Genomic DNA, 19,226 nt, shown 5'->3' with positions numbered 1-19,226 from the left:
GGGGGATTTGAATTTTTTAACTTCAGTTAGCGAAATTCCCCCACTAAATCTGTACAAGGCTAAACGTTGGGGGCGACTCCCTGGCTTTAGGCATCCATCTAGCTAGAGAAGCCGCTAAATTGACAATAAATCAATTGCTATATCGCGCAAACAATGACCCTTGTACAATTCAGAAATATTGGCTAAATCCAAGGTATGCTGAACTTTGCGCTGTTTTAGAGGATTATCCCAACCATCCCCAAACATTACCACTGTTGCACAATAGAGCAGAAAATGACCCAGATGAGAAGTTACAGGAATTTTCTCAGAAGAAGTTAAAAGAAATAATAAGTTGAACAAGTCTTTTTGTCGGAAAATTTGACACAATATCCCGCAATTTAACTGCTTGCTCGGCGCGTCACTGAGATTCTGAGCATTCGTTACTAATCTTTTAGATTATGCTTATCGATGATTTTTTTATTCTCAGGCTTCTTAAGCCAGTCGGTGATCGCCTCTTGCAATGAGTCACTGAGGTTAGTGTCCTTGAGTGTCACCACTGCACGAAAAATTTTATTCAGTTCCGCAGGAATGTAACCCCTAATTTCTTTTTTCTCACTCATCGCAATGCAGCACGCAACGGCTTAATTGTGCCACAGCATAAAAGATTATTTGTATTTACGCGCAAGCGCGTAAGCGCGTTCGCGCGTTACAATGTATGTGTAGCATTGCACAAATAGCTTATGCAACAAGCTTATACAACGACACAAAAAACCACAGTAGGCACTGCCGGAAAGTGGTTAATGCGAAATCCCGACAAAATAATACTTTCCTCTCAAGATGTCGAAGAACCGCCCCCAAGAGAGCAGATCAAACATTTGTTAATTGGCTCTTCCAAAACCGTAAGCAGCACAATTCATTATTTACAGTTAATAGGTTACGCACAGGTGGGTGACTGGAGTCCCTTGCTACCGACTTCTAACCCTGGGGAAGTAATGAGTATTTTATGCAGATATATCATCGTGCATTAACGAGGGTCATAAGTCTCGCGCTTACGACATTAGAGAAGAAGTCTTCAAGTCTAAAACTTTCAGTTTTTACTGGTGCAACTAAGCTAATCAAAAAAAATCATTATGTTCCAATGTATTTTCTATCTACCAGACGACAAATCAGCCATTCCAATGAGCTGCGAAATTGTTCCGAGAACTGGTGACCGTGTTTTAATTGACAATCGCATATCCGGGAAAGTCAAAGATGTCTGCTTTGAGACTTCCATTGAGCGATCTATAAAAGTGGGCGAAAGATTTTTCGAGGATAGAGACTGGAGCTATCATATTTACTTAGCCGCCATTCCCAATACCCAATAACTAATCCCCCGAGCAACCAACAGACCAGAGGGGATTTGTATTTTTGCGGTCTCCAGGGGGCGTTATTTATGCAGAAACCCTTAAGCGAAGGAAGAAGTTTCCCAACACACGGAGCGAACTGACTGCAGACACAACATAGACGAAGAGGCTAAGCCGTCGCCATGAAGGCTCTGGGGTTAGAGTCTGCGGCATCGGCGGAGCCTCTGACCTGCAGTCACGCTGCGCTAATAAACCCGTTTGCTCCAGGAAGAACTGTCGGTTTTAGATTTTCTGTTAAGCTTAATTCTTTCCTCTTCCCGCTTCCTTTCGCCGGAGGCGATAAAGAAGAATCCGGAATTCAACCGGCACTTAATTTATAAGAATATTTAGATACAAAATTCTACAACATATTATTTGCACACTCCGGGTAAAAACATAAAATTTATACTTCTAATATAAAAATCTGTTAATTATTCTATGTTAGCAATATGCTTGATTTTACACGCTTATAACTTGGCTTAAAGTAGCTTTGAGCAGTTTCTAAATGCCATGAAGGATGTTGAAGGATGGTGAAGTGAGGTGAAGTTTATTATTTATGTGAAATGATTATTGTATAAATATTTCTCAAAGTCAACTACCTATATGCATATATGCATGTATTTTTTTAGTCAAGACAAAAAAAGTTTTATAAAAACTTTTAAAAGCTAATTTAAGTATTTTTGCTTTCGTATTAATATCTCCAAAAGTAAGCTTCGTATTTATTCGTATGAAAGTAAAAGTAAAACTATGAAAACGAAAAATAAATTCGCTTAGTATATTTGACTTGATTGAGTTATATATTCTATTTAAGACGATTTGTCAATAGTCTAAACAAAAAAATATCCGGGTGGATGATATCCAAATCATATCCGGTTTACAGTTGTATGAGTTTTGAGGTTTTGATTTAATCTTCTTTAATAGATTTGCAAAATTTACTTTAAATTTTGCAAGATTGTTACCCTGAAAATTAAAGTATTAGTAATATTTACCAGAGAAAAATATGAGAAGTAAAAGTAATAAATTTAGGAAAACTTTAGGGTATTTAGCTAACCAGTTTAAATATCAATTTGTTGGTTCATTTACGACTGCTTTTGCAATTGTCAATCATCCTTCTCCTGCAAATGCCCAATTGTTTAAATCAGCTCAAAGTGCAATGAAATGCATTGTAGACCAAGCCAAGACAGGTAATACAACAGGTGCAATATTTACTAACTTACCAGTCATTATTTTTACTGCTCTAACATTGGTTATATTCGGATATTTCTTATACACAATTGCCACGGCTATTTCAGCCTACGGAAATGGTCAAGAGGTGACACACGTCATCCAACAGCCCTTAATTACTTTCATCTTTGTTGTACTTATTATGGTCTTTCAAAATCTTATGTTCGGTAGTGGGGGCTGTTCCGCTGGTACAACTAATTAATAGAGTTTTTATTACTAATCTAATTTTGTGAGGAGATATAAATATCAAAAAAATCAATCAATCTTTAGGTGAGAGCCCAAGAATAGGACCTTTATCTGGAAAACAATTTGCAATATTTGCTGGGATATTTTGTGTAATTGTCGGTATTCTTAATCTTGTTATTGGATTAAGTTGGTTTCTCGGAATATCTACTGCATTATGGATAGGAATTAGTGCAGCACTTTTATCAGGAGAAAAACCACACAGATTTTGGTCGAAAATTTATCCCATAAAACCTAAATGGGTGAGAGGACATGTAAACTTTTCTTCTTCTTTTGAAAAAAAGAGGTTAGGTAAAAGGAGAGTTAAAGTGAGTCGAAAAACTACTAAAACTTTAAATCCTTTTGAAGACTGTGTAGACCTTTTAACTTTACTACGCATCGAACAAGAGTCTAATAAGTTAGGTGCTTATTTATTAAGCAAGAAAAATATACATGACAGTGATTCTTTTGAATTAATTTTTGGGTATAGTTGCCGTGGTGTTCACCCTATTTTTAATTCTGAACAGCAACTAGAAGCGGCAATCAAATCATTTGAAAGTGGATTGAAAGATATTCCTCAGTCAGAGCGTTTTATATTTAGATGGAGTTCTTTTTGTGATGATAATGATAAAAAAGAATATTTGTTTAAAAGATTAAATAATCCTGTATCTTCTGAGTCAGAATTTCTTGATTGGAGTAACCTTGCTCGCGTTCAAAAATTAACTCGTGACAAATCAAGAAAAAAAGTATCTCTGAACATTTATTGCAGTTTTACAGTTACAAATAATGACTTAGAATCAGCAGATAATTTAGACAAATTAATTTCAAAAATTGGGAAGTTTTTGACAAGGCGTTTTACTAAATCAGGCGTAAATAAGATAACTGAAAAACGTTTGATTCAAATTTTTAATAAAGCGTTTGATAGAGCAATGAGATACCAACAGATATTATCTGAAATGGGTCTATCTCCCCAATTAAAATCAGAGCAAGATTTATGGAAAGAACTCTGTGAAAGAATTGGAGCAAATGAAGTCAAGCTCCCTCATTGCTTGGTTTTTTCCTCAGGAGAAATCAGAGAAGAAATTAATGATTCTGAAATAGACAAACCAAGTGCTGTACTTGGAGGCGCACATTCAACATCTGCATTTTTAAATAATGGCGTTCCTTTTGCAGATAGGAGATGGGTCTGTATTCCTCACGGGTCTAATTCTCAAAAATATGTTGGAATTTTGGTTTTAGAACAAAAGCCTGAACTTTTTGCTTCTACTCAAGGACAACTTAAATTTCTGTGGGATATATTTTCTCGTAACAACATATATGATGTTGAGATAATTACTGAAATTAGTCCCGCAGATACAAAGTTGACTCGTGCTGCTCAACAAATGATTTTGCGCCGAGCGAGAACTTTAGACTTAAATGTGCAAGAGCGTAGATCTATAGATGTCGCCGCCCAAATAGATGTAGAGCGTTCTGTTGAGGCTCAAAAAGGTTTGTACACTGGGGATATCCCTGAGAACTTAGCACTGGTTGTGCTTGTCTATCGCAACAGTCCTTCAGAAGTTGATGATGCTTGTAGGTTGATCTCTGGCTATGTAAATCAGCCAACCGAGTTGTCTCAGGAGAAGGAATACGCTTGGTTGATTTGGTTGCAAACGCTTTTGATCAAGAAAGAATCACTCTTATTGCGTCCATACAATCGGCGAATGGTTTTTTTTGCTAGTGAAGCCTTAGGGCTTACTAATGTGGTGCAAATATCTCCTGCAGATTCTCAAGGGTTTGAACTAATAGCGGATGAAGGTAGTTCCCCAGTATATATCGATTTATCTAGAACCAAAAATATCTTAGTCTTAGGGACAACCGGCTCAGGAAAGTCAGTCTTAGTATCAACTATTTTGGCTGAATGTCAAAGCTTAGGAATGTCAATTTTAACTATTGACCTGCCAAATGATGATGGGACTGGGACTTTTGGTGATTATACTCCTTATCAGAATGGATTTTATTTTGACATTTCAAAAGAGTCTAATAATCTTGTTCAGCCTTTAGACCTGTCTAATATTCCTGAGAAAGATAGAAAAGAACGAATAAAGTCTCACAGAAATGATGTTATTTTAATTGTTTCTCAATTAGTTTTAGGTTCTGATTCTTCTCAAAATTTTGATGGGTTTCTGGCTCAGACAATTGAATCTTTAATACCTTTAGGAATACAGGCTTTTTACGAGGATGAAGACATCAAGAAGCGGTTTGAATTGGCACAACAAAAAGGAATCGGAACCCCCCAATGGGATGACACACCTACATTAGCTGACTTAGAGAATTTTTATTCGCAGTCAAAAATAAATTTAGGTTATGAAGATGACAACGTAGATCGGGCGCTCAAATATATTTGCTTGCGCTTAAAGTACTGGCGTACAAGTACTATTGGAAATGCGATTTGTAGACCTTCTACTTTTGTAACTAATTCCAATTTCATTACCTTTGCCTTGACTAATATTCAGTCCGGAAAAGACGCCGAAATTATGGGTCTTAGTGCTTACGCTGCAGCTTCAAGACAATCTTTATCCTCTTCTAACAGTGTGTTTTTTATGGATGAAGCGAGTGTGTTACTCCGTTTTAGTTCCTTATCAAAACTCGTTGGTAGAAAATGTGCAACCGCTCGTAAATCTGGATGTCGAGTTATGCTTGCGGCTCAAGATATCTTGTCGATCGCGAAGTCAGAGGCAGGGGAACAAATAGTTCAAAATATGCCTTGCCGTTTAATAGGGAGAATAGTTCCAGGAGCATCTAAAAGTTTTAATGAACATCTTGGAATCCCTCAAGAAATTATTGAAAAAAATGAAACTTTTCGCCCCAATGCGACAGAAATGTACACAAAATGGCTGCTAGACTATCAAAATAAATATACTTTGTGTCGTTATTATCCTTCTGCTCCAATGTTAGCTTTAGTTGCTAATAGTAGAGAAGAACAGGCTGCACGCGACCATTTTAAATCAATACATAAAAATAAGTTTGAATGGGTTTCTGAATTCGCAAAACATTATGTAAATTGTATTCAGTCAGGGAAGCCTTTATGAAAAATATTTTGTTTGAAATTAGTAAGCAAAAAATACTTTTAGCAATACTAGGTGTTTTGGTATCAATATTGAGTTTTCAAATCTGGAAGTGGAAAAGCGAACAGCGTGAAAAAGAAATTATTAAAACAACAAAAGTTTGTCAAGCTGCGATATCTGCTGGCAATAGATACGTAGAAAATAGCCAAACTCTTGAGTCTTTGTATTTGGGTTTATTGGAGAACGATGCTAAGAGAATAGAAAGACCTGGCATTAATGCCACTTTCAAAGTAGGAGAAGTATACGTTTTGATGTATAACCGCCCTGCAAAATTGATACCTTCAAAGCCACGTTATGAAGGTGCAATTTTTGAACAATTCTCACAGAAGAGTCAAAATAAACCTCCTGCTTTACTAGTCACTGCAAAGTCGTTGTTGAAAAATTCTAAGCAAGCGATTGTAAACAGTCCATGCACTCCTGAAGAATTTGTAGTATCTTTGGATGATTTATATGTCACTATTCAAGCAAAAGATTTTGAAGTTAACCCTCAACCATTTCTTTTTTAAATTTATTTTAGTTTTAATATTACTTACGGCACTGTCACCAGCAAAAGCTTACAGTAAAAATAAAGATTTTCAAGAGAAAGGAGATAAGGCTATCCAGAAAGTTAATCAAGTAGAATCGAAGGGAAAATCAATTCTACAGACAGCTAAATCACTCGGACTTCATGGAACAGGTTTTAATCATATCATTACAATTTTTGACGGCTTAAAAACTTACATCAATAAATTTGAAAATTCTTGGGTAACCTTAAAAGGATTGGATAAAATTATCAGTTCTTCAGAAGGAGTATTAAATATTCCAGATCCCTTGGAGGCAGGAGACAAAATCATTAAACAAGTCCTGGGTTCAACTAATAATAATTCTGTTCGGGTTGATTCTAATACCAAAGGAATTAATGCTTCAAAAGAGTTCCATAGAGTTTACACATATGGACAATCAAAATCTGTATTGGGGAAAGAAGGACAGGAAATACAATTACAAGAATCAAAAGAGACACAATTAGCAGTAGAAGAATCCTCTACTGCTGCAGAAAATGCACAAGCTGATGTAGTAACACAAGATATTCTCAAAAAAATTGCTTTACAAAATTCTCAAGCGCAAATCATCAATAAAGCAAATCAGTCAGAAGAGCAAAAGCAAACTAGAGCTTTAGCAGCAGCAGACATAAATCTTGCTGATATCTCAGAAAATTTAGACCAACAAGCTAAGCGCAAACAACTGCAAAGAGAAAACAATAGAACAGATATTTTAAGAAATGCCAGTTTCAACGATGGATTTTGGGAACAAAAGAAATGATTTTGAATACATCTTTTGTTGAAAATGCATTTTTCTTTTATGCTCAAATCCCTGGACAAAAGCCAGGTGAAGATAAAGGAACTAGTGATGCAGCTATTATCATGGATAGCGCTGTAGAAGCATCCAGATCTATTGTGAAAATGTTTGATGAGGAGTGGAGTATCCTAGCAAATGGTAACAGCGAAATCTACAAAGCTTTAGTAGCTGTTTCTTTATTAGTAGCTGCTGTATTAGTAGCATTTTGGTCTATTGGTTGGTATCAAAAAATTGTAAATGATGGTTTTTTTAGTACTTCAATAATAAACGAAATTATTTATCCAATTTTAATCATATTGCTTTTAAGTAATAATGGCGCTCTTTTAGCAAATACATCCTTATTAATTAGAGGTTTCACCATTGGTGTCAATGACAACATATTAAACATGACAAGGAATGGAATTACACTCAGAGCAGCAGTTCGAGCAGCAAATGCTAATACAGCTTTTATTGCAAATGTTCAAGCTAAAATAGCGGAATGTGAAAGTAAACCAGAACAAACAGTAGACCAAAGTGGACAAGCAATAGATACTCGCCAAGAATGCAAAAACAGAGCCATTCAACAAGCTAAAAAAGATGCAGAAGCTTATAGAAAAAAGAAAGGATTAGGTTTTTCTCTTCCTAATTTAAAAATATGGGAAATCCCAGGAGAACTTGCTAACTCAGCAGTACAAACCGCTCTTTGGGTACTACTTTCTGGTTGTGAAGCTGCATTTCAATATATTATTCAGATAGCTTTTCTTCTAAATGCTTATGTCGCACCTATATTCTTAGTTTTATCATTATTTCCTGCTGGTTCTAGACCTATTTTTACTTGGTTGAGTGCTTGGCTAAGTCTAGGTTTGATTTTAGTAAGTTATTCAATAATGGTAGGACTTGCATCTAGTGCAGTTGTAAATCATTCTCCAACAAATCCATTGTTTTTACCCCTTTTACAAGGAATATTTTCTCCTTTTCTTGCCTTAGGAATTGGTGTTGGAGGCGGAATGTCTAGTTTTTCAGGATTTACCAGTATTGCAAAAACAGTTATCAAAAAAATATAAAAATTCTTTTCATGCGCTCAATTCTTGAAAAAAAAGAAATAAATTTTACTCCAATTCTACTAATTAGTAATACTTTATTACTTTTATTTATACTGATTTTATCTATGTCCAATTCTGGACAATTGAGTCAATTACAATCTAAATCTCCAACTTTAGTAGAATTAGATGATGGAAGCTCTATAAGAGTCTCAGATATTGGGGACAAAAATCGTTCAGCGAAAGCAATAGTTAATTTCACCGGTAGTAACCTTGTTTCTCTACTTAGTTGGAATGCCTTACCAAAAATAGTTAATAATTCTGGAATAAATAAGAAGCTTGAATTAGATAAAGGAATTGAGGTTGGAGATAAAGGTAAAAAGGTTACAACTGAAGTTTGGAAATCTTCTTTTTCTTTATCTGAAGATTTTAGAGAAGATTTTTTAAAAGAATTAGCTGAATTAGTCCCAGAAGAAATTTTTACGGGCAATGTCCAATCTGCTTTGATAGTCCGTCACATATCACAGCCTTCGAAATTAGGTGAGGGTGAATGGAGTCTAGATCTCGTCGCTAATCTTGTGTTTTTCAGTCATGGAGATGAGGTAAATCGAGCTATTAGCTTCAATAAAAAAATTTTTGTTAGGGCGATCGACACACCAGCACTACCAAATAACCCATCAGAAGCCCAAAAAGTTGCTTACAAAGTTCGAAAGGCTGGAATGGAGATTTTTAAAATTCAAGACCTTAAGCTTTGAGGTTAAATTATGTCAACTACTGAAGAAGATAAGAAAGCTTTAAAAGCAAATGAATTGGCTGTTATGGCTGGGGCAACTGTCGAGGAAGAAAATCCAACTCCTTCTCCCGAGCAGATATCAACGCCAGAAGTCGCCGAACCTGAGCAGATGGTTACAACTCGCGAGGTTTGGCGTCAGCCCTGGATAAAAATGGGGCTAGTTTTTAGTGTAGTGCTTGTATTCATTGTTTTTTTTGGAGGCTTAGTAAATCAAGGGATACAGGCGGTTAATTCCACTGATACACCTGATTCAGATACTCAGTCAGAGAAACAAGAAGAATCAACTGTAAATGAAACCGATCAAACTGGGGAGTTGAAAACAAAAGTAGCTTTAACAACTCAAAAGCGTGAGTTGCAAAATCTAAATGTACAACCAACACCACCTGTAGAAGATACATCAACTGCTGAAAAAACTTCGGAACCAGATCCAAAAGTCATACCGACGCCTCCAAAGCCGAAAGTAGTTTATGTAACTAAAAATCCTACTCCACCTCAACTGTATAGAACTAACTTTCCAAAACCTCCTGTTGTCAGACCAGAACCCAAGCCAGTTGTGACAACACAAACAGAAAAAGACCCAATGGAAGAATGGTTGGCAGCTTCCAATACAGGAGTTTACGGTAGCAATAATGAAATTGGTGAAATTTCTCAACAAACAACACAAACAGAAGGGATAGAAGGGGGTTCAGGAGAAATTGCTAGTAGTTTAAGCGGAGAGCAAAATAATGACCTGCGGTCACGCTACGCTAATGATTACAGTGGGAAGCGTATCTTAGTTGGTAGTTATACACAGGGGAAACTAAAAACACCTGTGATGTGGGGTGGTAATATTCCTCCTCAAGAAAATCAAAGTTATTTGATTCAATTGTCAAAGCCTTTAAAGGGTTCTAATGGAGATGAAGTCCTACCAAAAAATTCTTATATCGTTGCTAAAGTAACTAATTCAAGCAGTTCAAAATTTATTCAAATGCAAGCAACGAGTGTTTTAATTAATAACAATGGTGACACTGAAGAAAAAAAGATTCCAGAAAATTCAATAGAAATTTTAGCGTCTCATGGCAAGCCTTTGAAGGCAAAGTCCTCCCATTCAGGTGAGAATGTGGGCAATATTGTACTTACTTCTATCTTAGGGGGGGTCGAGAAAGCTGCAGAGATCGAAAATCAGGGAAATAGCGTAACTAGTATTAATTCTTTAGGAGTATCAAGTATTACTAACAATGGAAATAAAAATTTAGCAGCTGGGTTCGCTGAAGGAAGTTTAAAACAGATTTTGTCAAGAACAGCAAGAAATCAAGAAGAACATTTACAAAGACTTAGATCCCAACCTAGAGTTTTTATTATTAAACCTGATACAGATGTGAGACTTTTTGTGAATCGTACTATTTATCTATAAAGTTTTTTATATGATGAAAAGTTTTATTTTTTCATTTAGTTTGTTGAGCTTATTTTTTGTTAATCAAGGTCAAATGCTGGGGATTCCTACAAGGATTGTTTACTCTAAAGATGCTCAAGGTTTAAGCTCACAAGGAGTTATTTTAAATGTCGCCGATGGTTATGGATTAACGATAGATTTTATTCCAACTGGCGAAGTCGTTAAACAAGCTTGGCTTGCTGATCCATCTCATATAGGATTTTCTTCTAACGGCAATTTATGCCAATTAAATCAGGGAGATTGTCAAAGTTCAGGAGCAACTATCCTATTTTTAAGGAAAATAAAACCTATTAAATTTCCTCACATAACAAGTAGTTCAGATGGAAGTACTGAGCTTACTGTAGTAACTCAAGGAACTGACGGTAACCAGAAAGAATATCAATTCAGAATAGTTCCAATCAAAGGAAAGCCAGCTTATACAAACTTAGTAATTAAACCTGATTCAGAAAGACCTAAACCTTTATTACCTAGACTTAGAGAAATAAAAAAACCTATGAATTAAAATCTATTTTTCAAATACATAACAGTCAAAAATAAATATTATACTAATTAAAAAAATCGCTACACATCAAATTATTTAAATCTGTTCCCTATTCCCTTTTCCCTTTTATAAACTAAGTGTAGCAAGCTTAAAGGAAATTGGTATTGTTTTTGATTACTTCACCTAACAATATATTGCAGTTTTGTATTTATAATGATTAATCTTAAAAAGATACTATTAATAAGTAGTGTAACTTTTACTCTCTTAAACTTTGCATTATTACCTAGAGTTTCTGCTCAAGAAATACCTGTTATAGATTATTCAGAAGGTAAATATAAAGGTAAAATACCAGATTGGTCACGGATCAACTTTGAAAATTTACCAGCAGTCCAACAACCAGGTTTTTTAAAAGTTCCTTCAAAAGTAGTTGAGAAAATAGGGTATGACCCTTCACGTAGTTGGGTGGCTGGACAGAGGTTAGACTCGATCGTGAAATTGGGAGATGTGGACGAAGCTTTTAAAATTTCTTCTTTGAGCCTGAAAGATTTATCTAAAGTAGTTCCAGTTTCAGCTGGTACGTTAGAAGATTTTGGTTTAATTCAATGGCAGACTCCTCAATCTTTAGTTAAAGCAATTCCCCAACTGGGACAACTCAAGGTGAATGAAGTTAAACCTTTGAGTGATTTATTTTTGCAAGCAGGGGTAAGTAGTAGGAATATCAGTATTTCTCAAGTCTTGGGTCGATATCCAAAAGTTGCCAAACTTCCATTGTCAGAGCTGAGCTTAAGTCAGTATGGAATGAGTTCTATTCCTGGTATAGAAAAAATTCCGTTCAAAAGATTTAAGCAATGGCAGCAAAGTTTTATAAATCAGGTTCCAGGTTTAAAGCGCTTACCATTCGCCCAAATGCCTCAATCAATCAAAGCTGGTGCAGGAGTGGTTGGTATTAATTCAGTCGTTTTTGGAACTTCTGAGCGTGGAGATCCAAGAATTAATAATAATTATTTTGTATCAGGTAGGGTGAATCGTCGTGGTGTTACTGTTCCCGTTGCTTGTAAGCCTGGATCTGAATGTTCCTATTTAGAGTTAGGCGACTTTATTGCAGGTCAAGGTCTTTATGGAAAGCGTTGGGCTTCTGGTTCTTCTCAAAAGGTAAAAGGTGGATTTGGGATTTTAAGTAAAGTTAATGGCGGGAAAGAGCCAACTGGCAGATTAGTTTATGGTTCGGGTTTTAAAGTCGTAATGACCGGGGCTGAGGAATCTGCTGGTAGAGCAGACTTTGGATTATTTTTCAGAATATGCGCTCATATTCCTTTTCATGGACGCAGTTGTACCCCATACTTTATCGGACCAATTCCTTGGATTCCTGTTAGAGAAAATGACTTGGTGATTTTGGGTATCGGACGATGACAGCACAAACTAACGCAGCAACACAAGAAATATCTAACGAAATCCTTCCCCCAGGATTAGATATCCTTTATTCTCCTCTAGGGCTTTTGTTACTCTTGGCTCTTGGCGTATTGGCTTTCGCTAAGTTTGCTGAAGGTCGAGGTGGCTCAGATAAATTAGCCCGTGCAAAGTGGGCAGGAGGCAAAGAAAGAAAATTTGCACGTAAACTTGCCTGTAAACAGATCAAAGAACGAAAACATAATCGAGTTAGTTTGTTTGTTGGTTCTCCAAAGGGTACAAGGATTGAAGTTGTTGAAAGAAGAAAAATAACATATCTTCCTGAAGACGCATCCAGGATTTACTTACCAGAAGCCCAGCGTGGAATTTTAGTTTGTGGCGGCCCTGGTAGCGGGAAAACTTTTTCTATGGTTAATCCTTTGGTTAGGTCTGCGATACTTCAAGGATTCCCGATTATTCTCTACGACTTCAAGTATGCAACCCAAGAATCACCTACTGCTGGAGCAAAAGGTCAGGCACCAAAGCTTGCTGGATATGCCGCCGAGCGGGATTATAATGTCAATATTTTTGCTCCTGGGTTTTCAGAATCTTGTATTGCAAATCCGCTTGATTTCCTCACAAGTCATACTGACGCAGAGATGGCACGTCAACTAGCGGTTGTGATGAATAAGAACTTTAAGCTTGTTGGAGGTGAATCTTCTGATGGTGGGTTTTTCTCAAATGCAGGGGACCAGTTAGCACAAGCCATTTTTATGATGGCAAAAGGAACCTGTTTCCCTGACATTATGATGTGCTATGCAATTCTTAAGCTCAAGGATTTAATTAATCGTTTAGAAAATATAGAACTAAATCCTTGGATTAAAGCTAGTTTTTCTCAATTCCTTTCTGTGGCTGGAAGCCCGGAAACTGCTAGTTCAATTGTGGGAACTGCTAATGGGCTGTTTTCACGTTTCATGACACCTTCAGCCGTGTCAGCTTTCTGCGGCACAACAACCATGCCTTTAGATTTAAAAGGGCGACAGATGACTGTATTCGGTCTTAACAAAGAAAAACGTGATGTTATTGCTCCACTGCTGACTTCAATCTTACACCTACTAGTCACTAGGAATGTTGCTGGTAAGCGTTCTGAACCCTTGGTATTGGTAATTGATGAATTACCAACTTTATATCTCCCTGCACTGGTAGATTGGTTAAACCAAAACAGGGAAGATGGTTTGATTACGATTTTGGGATTACAAAACTTATCCCAGCTTGAAGAAGCTTACGGAAAAGAAACTACCAATGCAATTTTTGGAGGTTGCGCGACTAAAGCATTTTTCAACCCTCAAGATGATGTTGCAGCGGAGCGCTTCAGTAAGTTTTTAGGAAATGAGGAAATTAAGTATAAACAGCGTTCTCGTAGTTCTGGTAAAGGAGGTGCTTCGACTTCTCTTGCTGACCAGAATAATACCCGTAGCTTATTTGAAATTAATCAATTCAATTCCCTTCCAGAGGGAAAAGCAGTAATTATTAATCCAGGGTTTAGATCTGGACAAACAATTGGTCTACCATTACTACAAAAAATAAAAATACCTAAAATTGATATTGATTCCGATAAATTTAGCGTAAGTAAATGGTATGAAGTACAGCAAGAATTAGCAGAAAAGTTCAATTTACAAGACCGCAATGATAAAGATTTAACAATCAGAGAGAAAGAAGCAGATAAATTATTACCCAGTAAAGATATTGCTATCAAATCCAAATATGAGAAACAATTACAGTCAATTTAAGATAAAAATTTATGAGCGAACATCATAAACATGAGATAACAAGAACTCAAGAAAATATTTTAGGAATTTATGAGGCAATTTTAGATGGAGGTGGAGATAAAAAAAATAAAAAAAATGACTTGAAATATGATGGTGAATCTATAAATTCAAGTATCAATAAAATGTTAGATGATTTTGGCAACGAGAAAGGTGATTCAATTGTATTTGAGAGTAAAAGTTATACTTTCAGTAAAGATAATAATGATGTAAAAGGAGATTCTATATCTGTTAAAAACAAGGATGGAGAGTTAATTTTTGAAAATAAATCATTTACTGACAGTGCGTCACAAAAAGATGTTGATTCAATGAATATGCTTCAAAAAATTATGGACAAATATGAATATGAAGCTATTAATCAAAATCAAAGTCAAGGTTTGAAAATATCAAGGTAAGATTATTATTAGTATAAATAATTGGTGATAAAAATATGAGTCAAGAATTTTCAGAATATGAATTAGAACAAATTAGCAAGCTGCCTATGGATATAGCACTTCTTGCTAATAAATATAGAATTGATGTTTTAAATGCCGCAGAAGTATGGGGTAAACCTCCATTTTATAAAGGATATAAACCTGAAATAATTGACATTTATTATGGAAATATAGATACTCCAAACGTATTTATATTGAATGGGGAACTAAAAGAATACAATATTTCTAGCAATGATGAAAAATCAAAATCTTTATCTGTAATGTTTGACGGTCAATGGGCTTATATACAAGTAGAAAAAACAATAATCATTAATCGATTAGGTGGTGTAATTCTACCAGAAGTAATTGTAGAACCATCTGCTTTAATTCAATCTATTTTAAATACAGGAAATTAATTCTAATTCCTAAACAATCTGATGAGAAAAAATCTCTTGATGAAATTGTAGGAATAATTGAAGAAAGATTCAAAGCTCAAGGCTTGAAAGAAGGGGAAACTATAAAATTTGCTATTGGTAAAGAAATCAAATGGAGGGGAAGTGTTGGAGGTAAAACAGAAAATAACTCTATGGATTCAGAAGCAATAGAAAAATTGAGGAAAGCTATATATGAACCTGAAAGGCTAAAAGGTACTGTACGCATAGGAATATCATCTGGAGAAGATGTATACAGAGTCACCAATGGTAGTATCACTACAGATAAAATTGCAATAGAAAAAATAAGAAATAATACACAATCTGAAAGTATTTCTCAAAAGTCTGAGAAATCTTCAGCCTTGGAAAGAATCCAGAAACAAATGGTTGTTTTTGAACAACAAATCCAACAACAGAAATTAGAAAATAATCCTGATAAAACTCTAGAATTTATAAACAAACTACAAGAACAAATTCAGAACCAGCAAGAAAGTATTGAAAAACTGACACAAGCATTAACAAATACTGTCAAAGTTAATGCCCCCAATCCGGAAAACTCAAAGCTACAAAATTTCGTCGGCTCTATTGAGCGTAAAGTAAAAGAAGTTGCGAAAGGAATCATCAATCAAGTTAAAAAAATTGTTCAACCTAAAATCGATGCAGTCAAATCAAAAATTGACGACTTTAAAAGTAAAGTCAAACAGAAAGTAGATGGAGTAAAGGATGCGATAGACGGCACGAAAAATACCATCACATCAAATGTAAGCAAAACTGTAAATATGGTTGCTTCTAACGTTTTGGATGCTAAAGGTAAAGTTATAGAAGCAAGTGTTGGCACTATGCTTAAGGCAGTTGGAGAAAAACAGGGTGATGGTTCAATCAGCTTTAGCAGTGAAAACTATAATTTCCGAATGGAGGGGGATGCTATTTCAGTTCATCGTAAATCTGATGGTGCAGAAATACTAAATAAAGGTGAATTTACCTCCCACACCTTGAAGGAAGATTTAAAAAATATGGAGAAAGTAGAATCTGTTGCTCAAAAATACACTTATGAAGTAGCTGAGTCTCAACAACAGCAACAATCTAAGGGTATAAGTAGATAATTCCAATTTACAGTACTTAAAATCCTTAAAATAAATATGTTCTTTAGGTTTTAAAATAGCAGTACTGAAAAATAAATTGGTAAAGATAAATCTCTTTGCCAATTTATTTCTAATTCCTTTAAAATATAACCAAATAAATTTATAATTCTGAAAATTTATTTGTAAGCAAACTAACAAGAAAAATGGCATGAATAACGAATTTACTGAATGGTCTCAATCTTTGGCTGAACAAGCTCAAAAAGAAGTACAACAAGAAATAGCTATGCATAAGTTAAATGGTCAACCAATTTTTTACGAAGAGGACAATATGTTGATAATGGAAAATCCAGACGGGAAAAGATTTGAGTATAGGCTTGAAGATGGGAAAGTTCAAATAATTCGTGAATTAGATAAGTAACGTATTCACTTGTAATGGCATCGAATCCAAAATTAATAGTTATAGCTGGCCCTAATGGAGCAGGGAAAAGTGCTTTTATTTGCAATATTTTACTGAATATACCTGTCATGAATCCAGATATAGAAACAAAGCTGATAAACCTAGAAAAATCGAAAGTTTTTAAATAAATGGCGCTTAGATGGAATATAAATAATAAATACCTGGTGTTTACCCAAAGATAAATCTCAGCTACGCTATAGGAAGTTTAATTATTTTCATGAAATTGGTTATATGAATATGAGTGACGATTCTCATAAAGAATTAGATGTCGAGGCAATTAAGAAGAAAGAACTTTCCGAAATGACTATTGAAGAAAGAAATATACTTGCACAAGAGGGCGTACAAAATGCAATTAATGATATGCACGCTCATGGGGTAGCAACGGTTGAAGTTGATAGTAATGGTAAGCGATATTTAAGACACCCAGATAGTCAATTAATCCCGATTATTAAAAGAATTTACTGAATGGTCTAAACTAGTGACAAAACAAGTACAGGAAGGTGTACAAAAGGAAATACTTAAGCATAGATTACATGGCAACCCAATCTTTTACGAGGAAGATAATATATTAATAATGGAAAATCCAGATGGCAAAAAATTTGAGATTAATCTTGAAGATGATGAAATTAAAATAATTCGTGAGTTAGATGAATGATTATCAACTAACAAATTACATCAAATCCAATATTTTAAAATTTACACCTTACGTGAATTAGAAGCTGAGATAACGTAAATTCATGAAAATAATCACAAATATGTTTACATCGATTATTGAAACCCTTGATATTACAATTCTAAATTTAATTTACATTAGATATAATTTAATAAAATAAATTCATAGCTCCAAATTATAAACAAATCTCACAATTAGAGCTAATATTGTTATGAAAAATCCTTTCATCTGTTGGCAACAAATGAAAGGCTGTATTAAAACAGTTCAAGTCAAAATTTAGTAACTAACTAACCAATCCTCAAGGCTATTTTTGTATTACTCTTTTTGCAGACTCTAATTAAGTAATATTAATAAAATAAGGTAATTTATGAGTAGTGAAAATTGCAAATATCCACAATATTATATTGTTGGAATTAGACCAGTAAAACTTTTGGATACTCACAATGGTGAGCTTGATTGTCAAGTGTATCAATGGGAATCAGGAGAATTTCAAAGAGATATCTCTTATTTGAGTAGATGTATACAAGGAGAAGGTGATGTTGACAAAGTATCTCAAATTGATTTTGAAGAGCGCGTAAAAGAACTTAGACAGAGATTGTCTAACAAGCAAAGTGATTAAAATTGGAATAATTCGAAGTGTTTAGAGCATATTCTTCATTACTTTCGCTTAGTGTACACGATAAATTAAATCATCACTTTTGCCTAAAAGCTTTATGCGACAAGGATTTCATTTTTACTCTGATCGGAGTGATAGAAAAACGCTGATTTGATTGAAGTAATGTCAGATATCAGGCAACCTACCAATAATTTAGATGAAATTTATAAAAAGTCCGAAGAAGTTAAACCAAGCTTTCAAAAGCTGATACAAGAAATAGCAATTAAAACAGGAGGACAAACTAAGTTTGCACCATTAAAAGGTAGAAAAAGAACTGAAGAAAAAATTCAAGCAGATTATGGAGGTGATGCAAGTCAAGTAAAAGATGTTTTACGGGCAAGTATCATTTATGAAAAATTTGAGCAAGTCGAATTGGGGCTAAAAGAGCTTCAACAAGAAGGGAAAATAGTAGCACTCAAAGACAGATTTAAAAATCCTACCGAAAGCGGTTACAGGGATATTTTACTCAACGTAGAGACTGAAAATGGTATAGTTGCTGAAATTCAACTGCATCTAGGATCAATTCTGCAAGCAAAGAAACAAGGCCATGCTTTGTATAAACAGCAACGGGAAATTGAGGCTAAAAGTAGAATAGAGAATAGACCACTAACTAAAGAAGAACGTTTACAATATGATTCTTTAGTTGAAAAGCAACGTTTGCTATATGACTCTGCATTTATTCGTGCAAGTCAAAATGTCCAAATCGACGAAACTCTTGCACAAGCTATTGACTTTATAGTTAATGAGTTTGGGGAAGTACAAGAAGATGGGTCAATAACCTTTAGCAGTGAAAATTATAATTTTCTCAAGGTGAATGATTCGATTACAGTAGAGCGTAAATCTGATGGTGCAGAAATCTTGAAGGATGGAAGATTTACTCCCAATGCTTCAGACGAAGATCTAGAAAATATGGAAAAAGTAAAATCTATTGCCGAAGAATATGCTGATGAGTTAGCTGATTCTCAACAACAGCAACAGAATAGGGGCATGAGTCGTTAAATATTAAAACCGTGTTCATTGCTCTGCTGTTGCTGCTCTGATATTTCTTTTTTAGTTGCAAAATCAAATATATTTTTTAAATCTTCATTCCAATCCTTTGCATTTGGTCCCTTGCGTACAGCATTGGATATCAATTTCATAACTTCATTCGCCATCTCCTGGCCTGGAGCATCATTGTCATAGGCAACAATGGGGAGACTGTGGTCGGGTAGCAGGATTATATCGCTATAACCCCGCCCCCTCAGAACCGGACGTGCGCTTTGCAACGCATCCGGCTCAAGCAAGTCATAAACTACTCACTGTTCCAGAGTGTATTTGCTGATGGCAGTA

The 19,226-nt window shown here is 35.1% G+C and carries 24 protein-coding genes; 22 read left to right on the top strand and 2 right to left on the bottom strand.

Going from position 1 to position 19,226, the window contains the following annotated elements; genetic code table 11:
• The first annotated feature begins 119 nt into the window (after positions 1-119).
• Positions 120-335, top strand: coding sequence for a hypothetical protein (locus QNJ50_RS21875; protein WP_300639419.1), 216 nt, complete (start codon positions 120-122; stop codon positions 333-335).
• An 87-nt stretch (positions 336-422) separates the two neighbouring features.
• Here the strand turns inward: QNJ50_RS21875 and QNJ50_RS21870 are convergent, their stop codons facing one another.
• Complete coding sequence (locus QNJ50_RS21870; protein WP_300639416.1) at positions 423-599, bottom strand: hypothetical protein; 177 nt, start codon at positions 597-599, stop codon at positions 423-425.
• A 180-nt stretch (positions 600-779) separates the two neighbouring features.
• On the opposite strand from QNJ50_RS21870, the gene QNJ50_RS21865 reads away from it, so the two are divergent.
• The 21 genes from QNJ50_RS21865 (at position 780) to QNJ50_RS21765 (ending at position 18,896) form a co-directional block, all read left to right on the top strand.
• On the top strand, positions 780-1,007 hold the full coding sequence (locus QNJ50_RS21865) for a hypothetical protein (RefSeq protein ID WP_300639413.1): 228 nt from the start codon (positions 780-782) through the stop codon (positions 1,005-1,007).
• Positions 1,008-1,157: 150 nt separating this feature from the next.
• Entirely contained in the window at positions 1,158-1,343 is a 186-nt protein-coding gene (locus tag QNJ50_RS21860; protein WP_300639410.1) for a hypothetical protein, read from the top strand.
• Positions 1,344-2,361: 1,018 nt separating this feature from the next.
• A complete protein-coding gene (locus QNJ50_RS21855; RefSeq protein ID WP_300639407.1) occupies positions 2,362-2,787 on the top strand; it encodes a hypothetical protein in 426 nt (141 codons plus the stop codon).
• A 349-nt stretch (positions 2,788-3,136) separates the two neighbouring features.
• Positions 3,137-5,878 (top strand): DUF87 domain-containing protein, encoded by a 2,742-nt coding sequence (locus QNJ50_RS21850; RefSeq protein ID WP_300639404.1) that lies wholly within the window; start codon positions 3,137-3,139, stop codon positions 5,876-5,878.
• Positions 5,875-6,420 carry a hypothetical protein gene (locus tag QNJ50_RS21845; protein ID WP_300639401.1) on the top strand — a complete coding sequence of 182 codons (546 nt, stop codon included), beginning with the start codon at positions 5,875-5,877 and terminating at the stop codon, positions 6,418-6,420. Before QNJ50_RS21850 ends, QNJ50_RS21845 begins: the two co-directional genes overlap by 4 nt.
• Positions 6,365-7,213, top strand: coding sequence for a hypothetical protein (locus QNJ50_RS21840; RefSeq protein WP_300639398.1), 849 nt, complete (start codon positions 6,365-6,367; stop codon positions 7,211-7,213). The genes QNJ50_RS21845 and QNJ50_RS21840 overlap by 56 nt, the downstream gene beginning before the upstream one ends.
• Positions 7,210-8,292: a type IV secretion system protein gene (locus tag QNJ50_RS21835; RefSeq protein WP_300639395.1), complete on the top strand. Its 1,083-nt coding sequence runs from the start codon at positions 7,210-7,212 to the stop codon at positions 8,290-8,292. Before QNJ50_RS21840 ends, QNJ50_RS21835 begins: the two co-directional genes overlap by 4 nt.
• A 104-nt stretch (positions 8,293-8,396) precedes the next feature.
• Positions 8,397-9,023 carry a hypothetical protein gene (locus tag QNJ50_RS21830; protein WP_300639392.1) on the top strand — a complete coding sequence of 209 codons (627 nt, stop codon included), beginning with the start codon at positions 8,397-8,399 and terminating at the stop codon, positions 9,021-9,023.
• Positions 9,024-9,032: 9 nt separating this feature from the next.
• Complete coding sequence (locus QNJ50_RS21825) at positions 9,033-10,454, top strand: TrbI/VirB10 family protein (protein ID WP_300639389.1); 1,422 nt, start codon at positions 9,033-9,035, stop codon at positions 10,452-10,454.
• 10 nt (positions 10,455-10,464) lie between these two features.
• Entirely contained in the window at positions 10,465-10,995 is a 531-nt protein-coding gene (locus QNJ50_RS21820) for a hypothetical protein (RefSeq protein ID WP_300639387.1), read from the top strand.
• A gap of 192 nt (positions 10,996-11,187) precedes the next feature.
• Entirely contained in the window at positions 11,188-12,384 is a 1,197-nt protein-coding gene (locus QNJ50_RS21815) for a hypothetical protein (RefSeq protein WP_300639384.1), read from the top strand.
• A complete protein-coding gene (locus QNJ50_RS21810; protein ID WP_300639381.1) occupies positions 12,381-14,150 on the top strand; it encodes a type IV secretion system DNA-binding domain-containing protein in 1,770 nt (589 codons plus the stop codon). Before QNJ50_RS21815 ends, QNJ50_RS21810 begins: the two co-directional genes overlap by 4 nt.
• Before the next feature lie 11 nt (positions 14,151-14,161).
• The gene (locus tag QNJ50_RS21805) at positions 14,162-14,581 is read left to right on the top strand and encodes a hypothetical protein (protein WP_300639378.1); all 420 of its coding nucleotides are present in this window, start codon (positions 14,162-14,164) and stop codon (positions 14,579-14,581) included.
• Positions 14,582-14,616: 35 nt separating this feature from the next.
• Positions 14,617-15,015, top strand: a complete 399-nt coding sequence (locus QNJ50_RS21800; RefSeq protein ID WP_300639375.1) for a hypothetical protein — start codon at positions 14,617-14,619, stop codon at positions 15,013-15,015.
• An 83-nt stretch (positions 15,016-15,098) separates the two neighbouring features.
• Positions 15,099-16,133 carry a hypothetical protein gene (locus tag QNJ50_RS21795; protein WP_300639372.1) on the top strand — a complete coding sequence of 345 codons (1,035 nt, stop codon included), beginning with the start codon at positions 15,099-15,101 and terminating at the stop codon, positions 16,131-16,133.
• A gap of 187 nt (positions 16,134-16,320) precedes the next feature.
• The gene (locus QNJ50_RS21790; RefSeq protein ID WP_300639369.1) at positions 16,321-16,530 is read left to right on the top strand and encodes an MmgE/PrpD family protein; all 210 of its coding nucleotides are present in this window, start codon (positions 16,321-16,323) and stop codon (positions 16,528-16,530) included.
• Between the two features lie 14 nt (positions 16,531-16,544).
• Complete coding sequence (locus tag QNJ50_RS21785; protein ID WP_300639366.1) at positions 16,545-16,697, top strand: hypothetical protein; 153 nt, start codon at positions 16,545-16,547, stop codon at positions 16,695-16,697.
• 109 nt (positions 16,698-16,806) lie between these two features.
• The gene (locus QNJ50_RS21780) at positions 16,807-17,034 is read left to right on the top strand and encodes a hypothetical protein (RefSeq protein WP_300639363.1); all 228 of its coding nucleotides are present in this window, start codon (positions 16,807-16,809) and stop codon (positions 17,032-17,034) included.
• A 13-nt stretch (positions 17,035-17,047) separates the two neighbouring features.
• Entirely contained in the window at positions 17,048-17,224 is a 177-nt protein-coding gene (locus QNJ50_RS21775) for a hypothetical protein (protein ID WP_300639360.1), read from the top strand.
• Positions 17,225-17,609: 385 nt separating this feature from the next.
• Positions 17,610-17,861, top strand: coding sequence for a hypothetical protein (locus QNJ50_RS21770; protein WP_300639357.1), 252 nt, complete (start codon positions 17,610-17,612; stop codon positions 17,859-17,861).
• A gap of 159 nt (positions 17,862-18,020) precedes the next feature.
• The gene (locus QNJ50_RS21765) at positions 18,021-18,896 is read left to right on the top strand and encodes a hypothetical protein (protein ID WP_300639354.1); all 876 of its coding nucleotides are present in this window, start codon (positions 18,021-18,023) and stop codon (positions 18,894-18,896) included.
• Here QNJ50_RS21765 and QNJ50_RS21760 read toward each other — a convergent pair.
• Entirely contained in the window at positions 18,893-19,180 is a 288-nt protein-coding gene (locus QNJ50_RS21760) for a toprim domain-containing protein (RefSeq protein WP_300639351.1), read from the bottom strand. The two genes, QNJ50_RS21765 and QNJ50_RS21760, sit on opposite strands and share 4 nt — an antisense overlap.
• Positions 19,181-19,226: the final 46 nt, after the last annotated feature.

Source organism: Mastigocoleus sp. MO_188.B34 (assembly GCF_030065675.1).
In the GTDB taxonomy this organism is placed as follows: domain Bacteria; phylum Cyanobacteriota; class Cyanobacteriia; order Cyanobacteriales; family Nostocaceae; genus Mastigocoleus.
Note: the sequence above shows the minus strand (reverse complement) of the source record. Positions and strands in the feature narration are given on the sequence as shown.

What these genes read in the sequence shown, in the direction of transcription:
- QNJ50_RS21790 (WP_300639369.1), top strand. Translation starts at nt 16,321, where the DNA reads ATGAATAACGAATTTACTGAATGGTCTCAATCTTTGGCTGAACAAGCT.
- QNJ50_RS21870 (WP_300639416.1), bottom strand. Translation starts at nt 599, where the DNA reads ATGAGTGAGAAAAAAGAAATTAGGGGTTACATTCCTGCGGAACTGAAT.
- QNJ50_RS21855 (WP_300639407.1), top strand. Translation starts at nt 2,362, where the DNA reads ATGAGAAGTAAAAGTAATAAATTTAGGAAAACTTTAGGGTATTTAGCT.
- QNJ50_RS21785 (WP_300639366.1), top strand. Translation starts at nt 16,545, where the DNA reads ATGGCATCGAATCCAAAATTAATAGTTATAGCTGGCCCTAATGGAGCA.
- QNJ50_RS21845 (WP_300639401.1), top strand. Translation starts at nt 5,875, where the DNA reads ATGAAAAATATTTTGTTTGAAATTAGTAAGCAAAAAATACTTTTAGCA.
- QNJ50_RS21805 (WP_300639378.1), top strand. Translation starts at nt 14,162, where the DNA reads ATGAGCGAACATCATAAACATGAGATAACAAGAACTCAAGAAAATATT.
- QNJ50_RS21865 (WP_300639413.1), top strand. Translation starts at nt 780, where the DNA reads ATGCGAAATCCCGACAAAATAATACTTTCCTCTCAAGATGTCGAAGAA.
- QNJ50_RS21860 (WP_300639410.1), top strand. Translation starts at nt 1,158, where the DNA reads ATGAGCTGCGAAATTGTTCCGAGAACTGGTGACCGTGTTTTAATTGAC.
- QNJ50_RS21815 (WP_300639384.1), top strand. Translation starts at nt 11,188, where the DNA reads ATGATTAATCTTAAAAAGATACTATTAATAAGTAGTGTAACTTTTACT.
- QNJ50_RS21765 (WP_300639354.1), top strand. Translation starts at nt 18,021, where the DNA reads ATGTCAGATATCAGGCAACCTACCAATAATTTAGATGAAATTTATAAA.
- QNJ50_RS21780 (WP_300639363.1), top strand. Translation starts at nt 16,807, where the DNA reads ATGAGTGACGATTCTCATAAAGAATTAGATGTCGAGGCAATTAAGAAG.
- QNJ50_RS21835 (WP_300639395.1), top strand. Translation starts at nt 7,210, where the DNA reads ATGATTTTGAATACATCTTTTGTTGAAAATGCATTTTTCTTTTATGCT.
- QNJ50_RS21770 (WP_300639357.1), top strand. Translation starts at nt 17,610, where the DNA reads ATGAGTAGTGAAAATTGCAAATATCCACAATATTATATTGTTGGAATT.
- QNJ50_RS21840 (WP_300639398.1), top strand. Translation starts at nt 6,365, where the DNA reads ATGTCACTATTCAAGCAAAAGATTTTGAAGTTAACCCTCAACCATTTC.
- QNJ50_RS21830 (WP_300639392.1), top strand. Translation starts at nt 8,397, where the DNA reads ATGTCCAATTCTGGACAATTGAGTCAATTACAATCTAAATCTCCAACT.
- QNJ50_RS21825 (WP_300639389.1), top strand. Translation starts at nt 9,033, where the DNA reads ATGTCAACTACTGAAGAAGATAAGAAAGCTTTAAAAGCAAATGAATTG.
- QNJ50_RS21810 (WP_300639381.1), top strand. Translation starts at nt 12,381, where the DNA reads ATGACAGCACAAACTAACGCAGCAACACAAGAAATATCTAACGAAATC.
- QNJ50_RS21820 (WP_300639387.1), top strand. Translation starts at nt 10,465, where the DNA reads ATGATGAAAAGTTTTATTTTTTCATTTAGTTTGTTGAGCTTATTTTTT.
- QNJ50_RS21800 (WP_300639375.1), top strand. Translation starts at nt 14,617, where the DNA reads ATGAGTCAAGAATTTTCAGAATATGAATTAGAACAAATTAGCAAGCTG.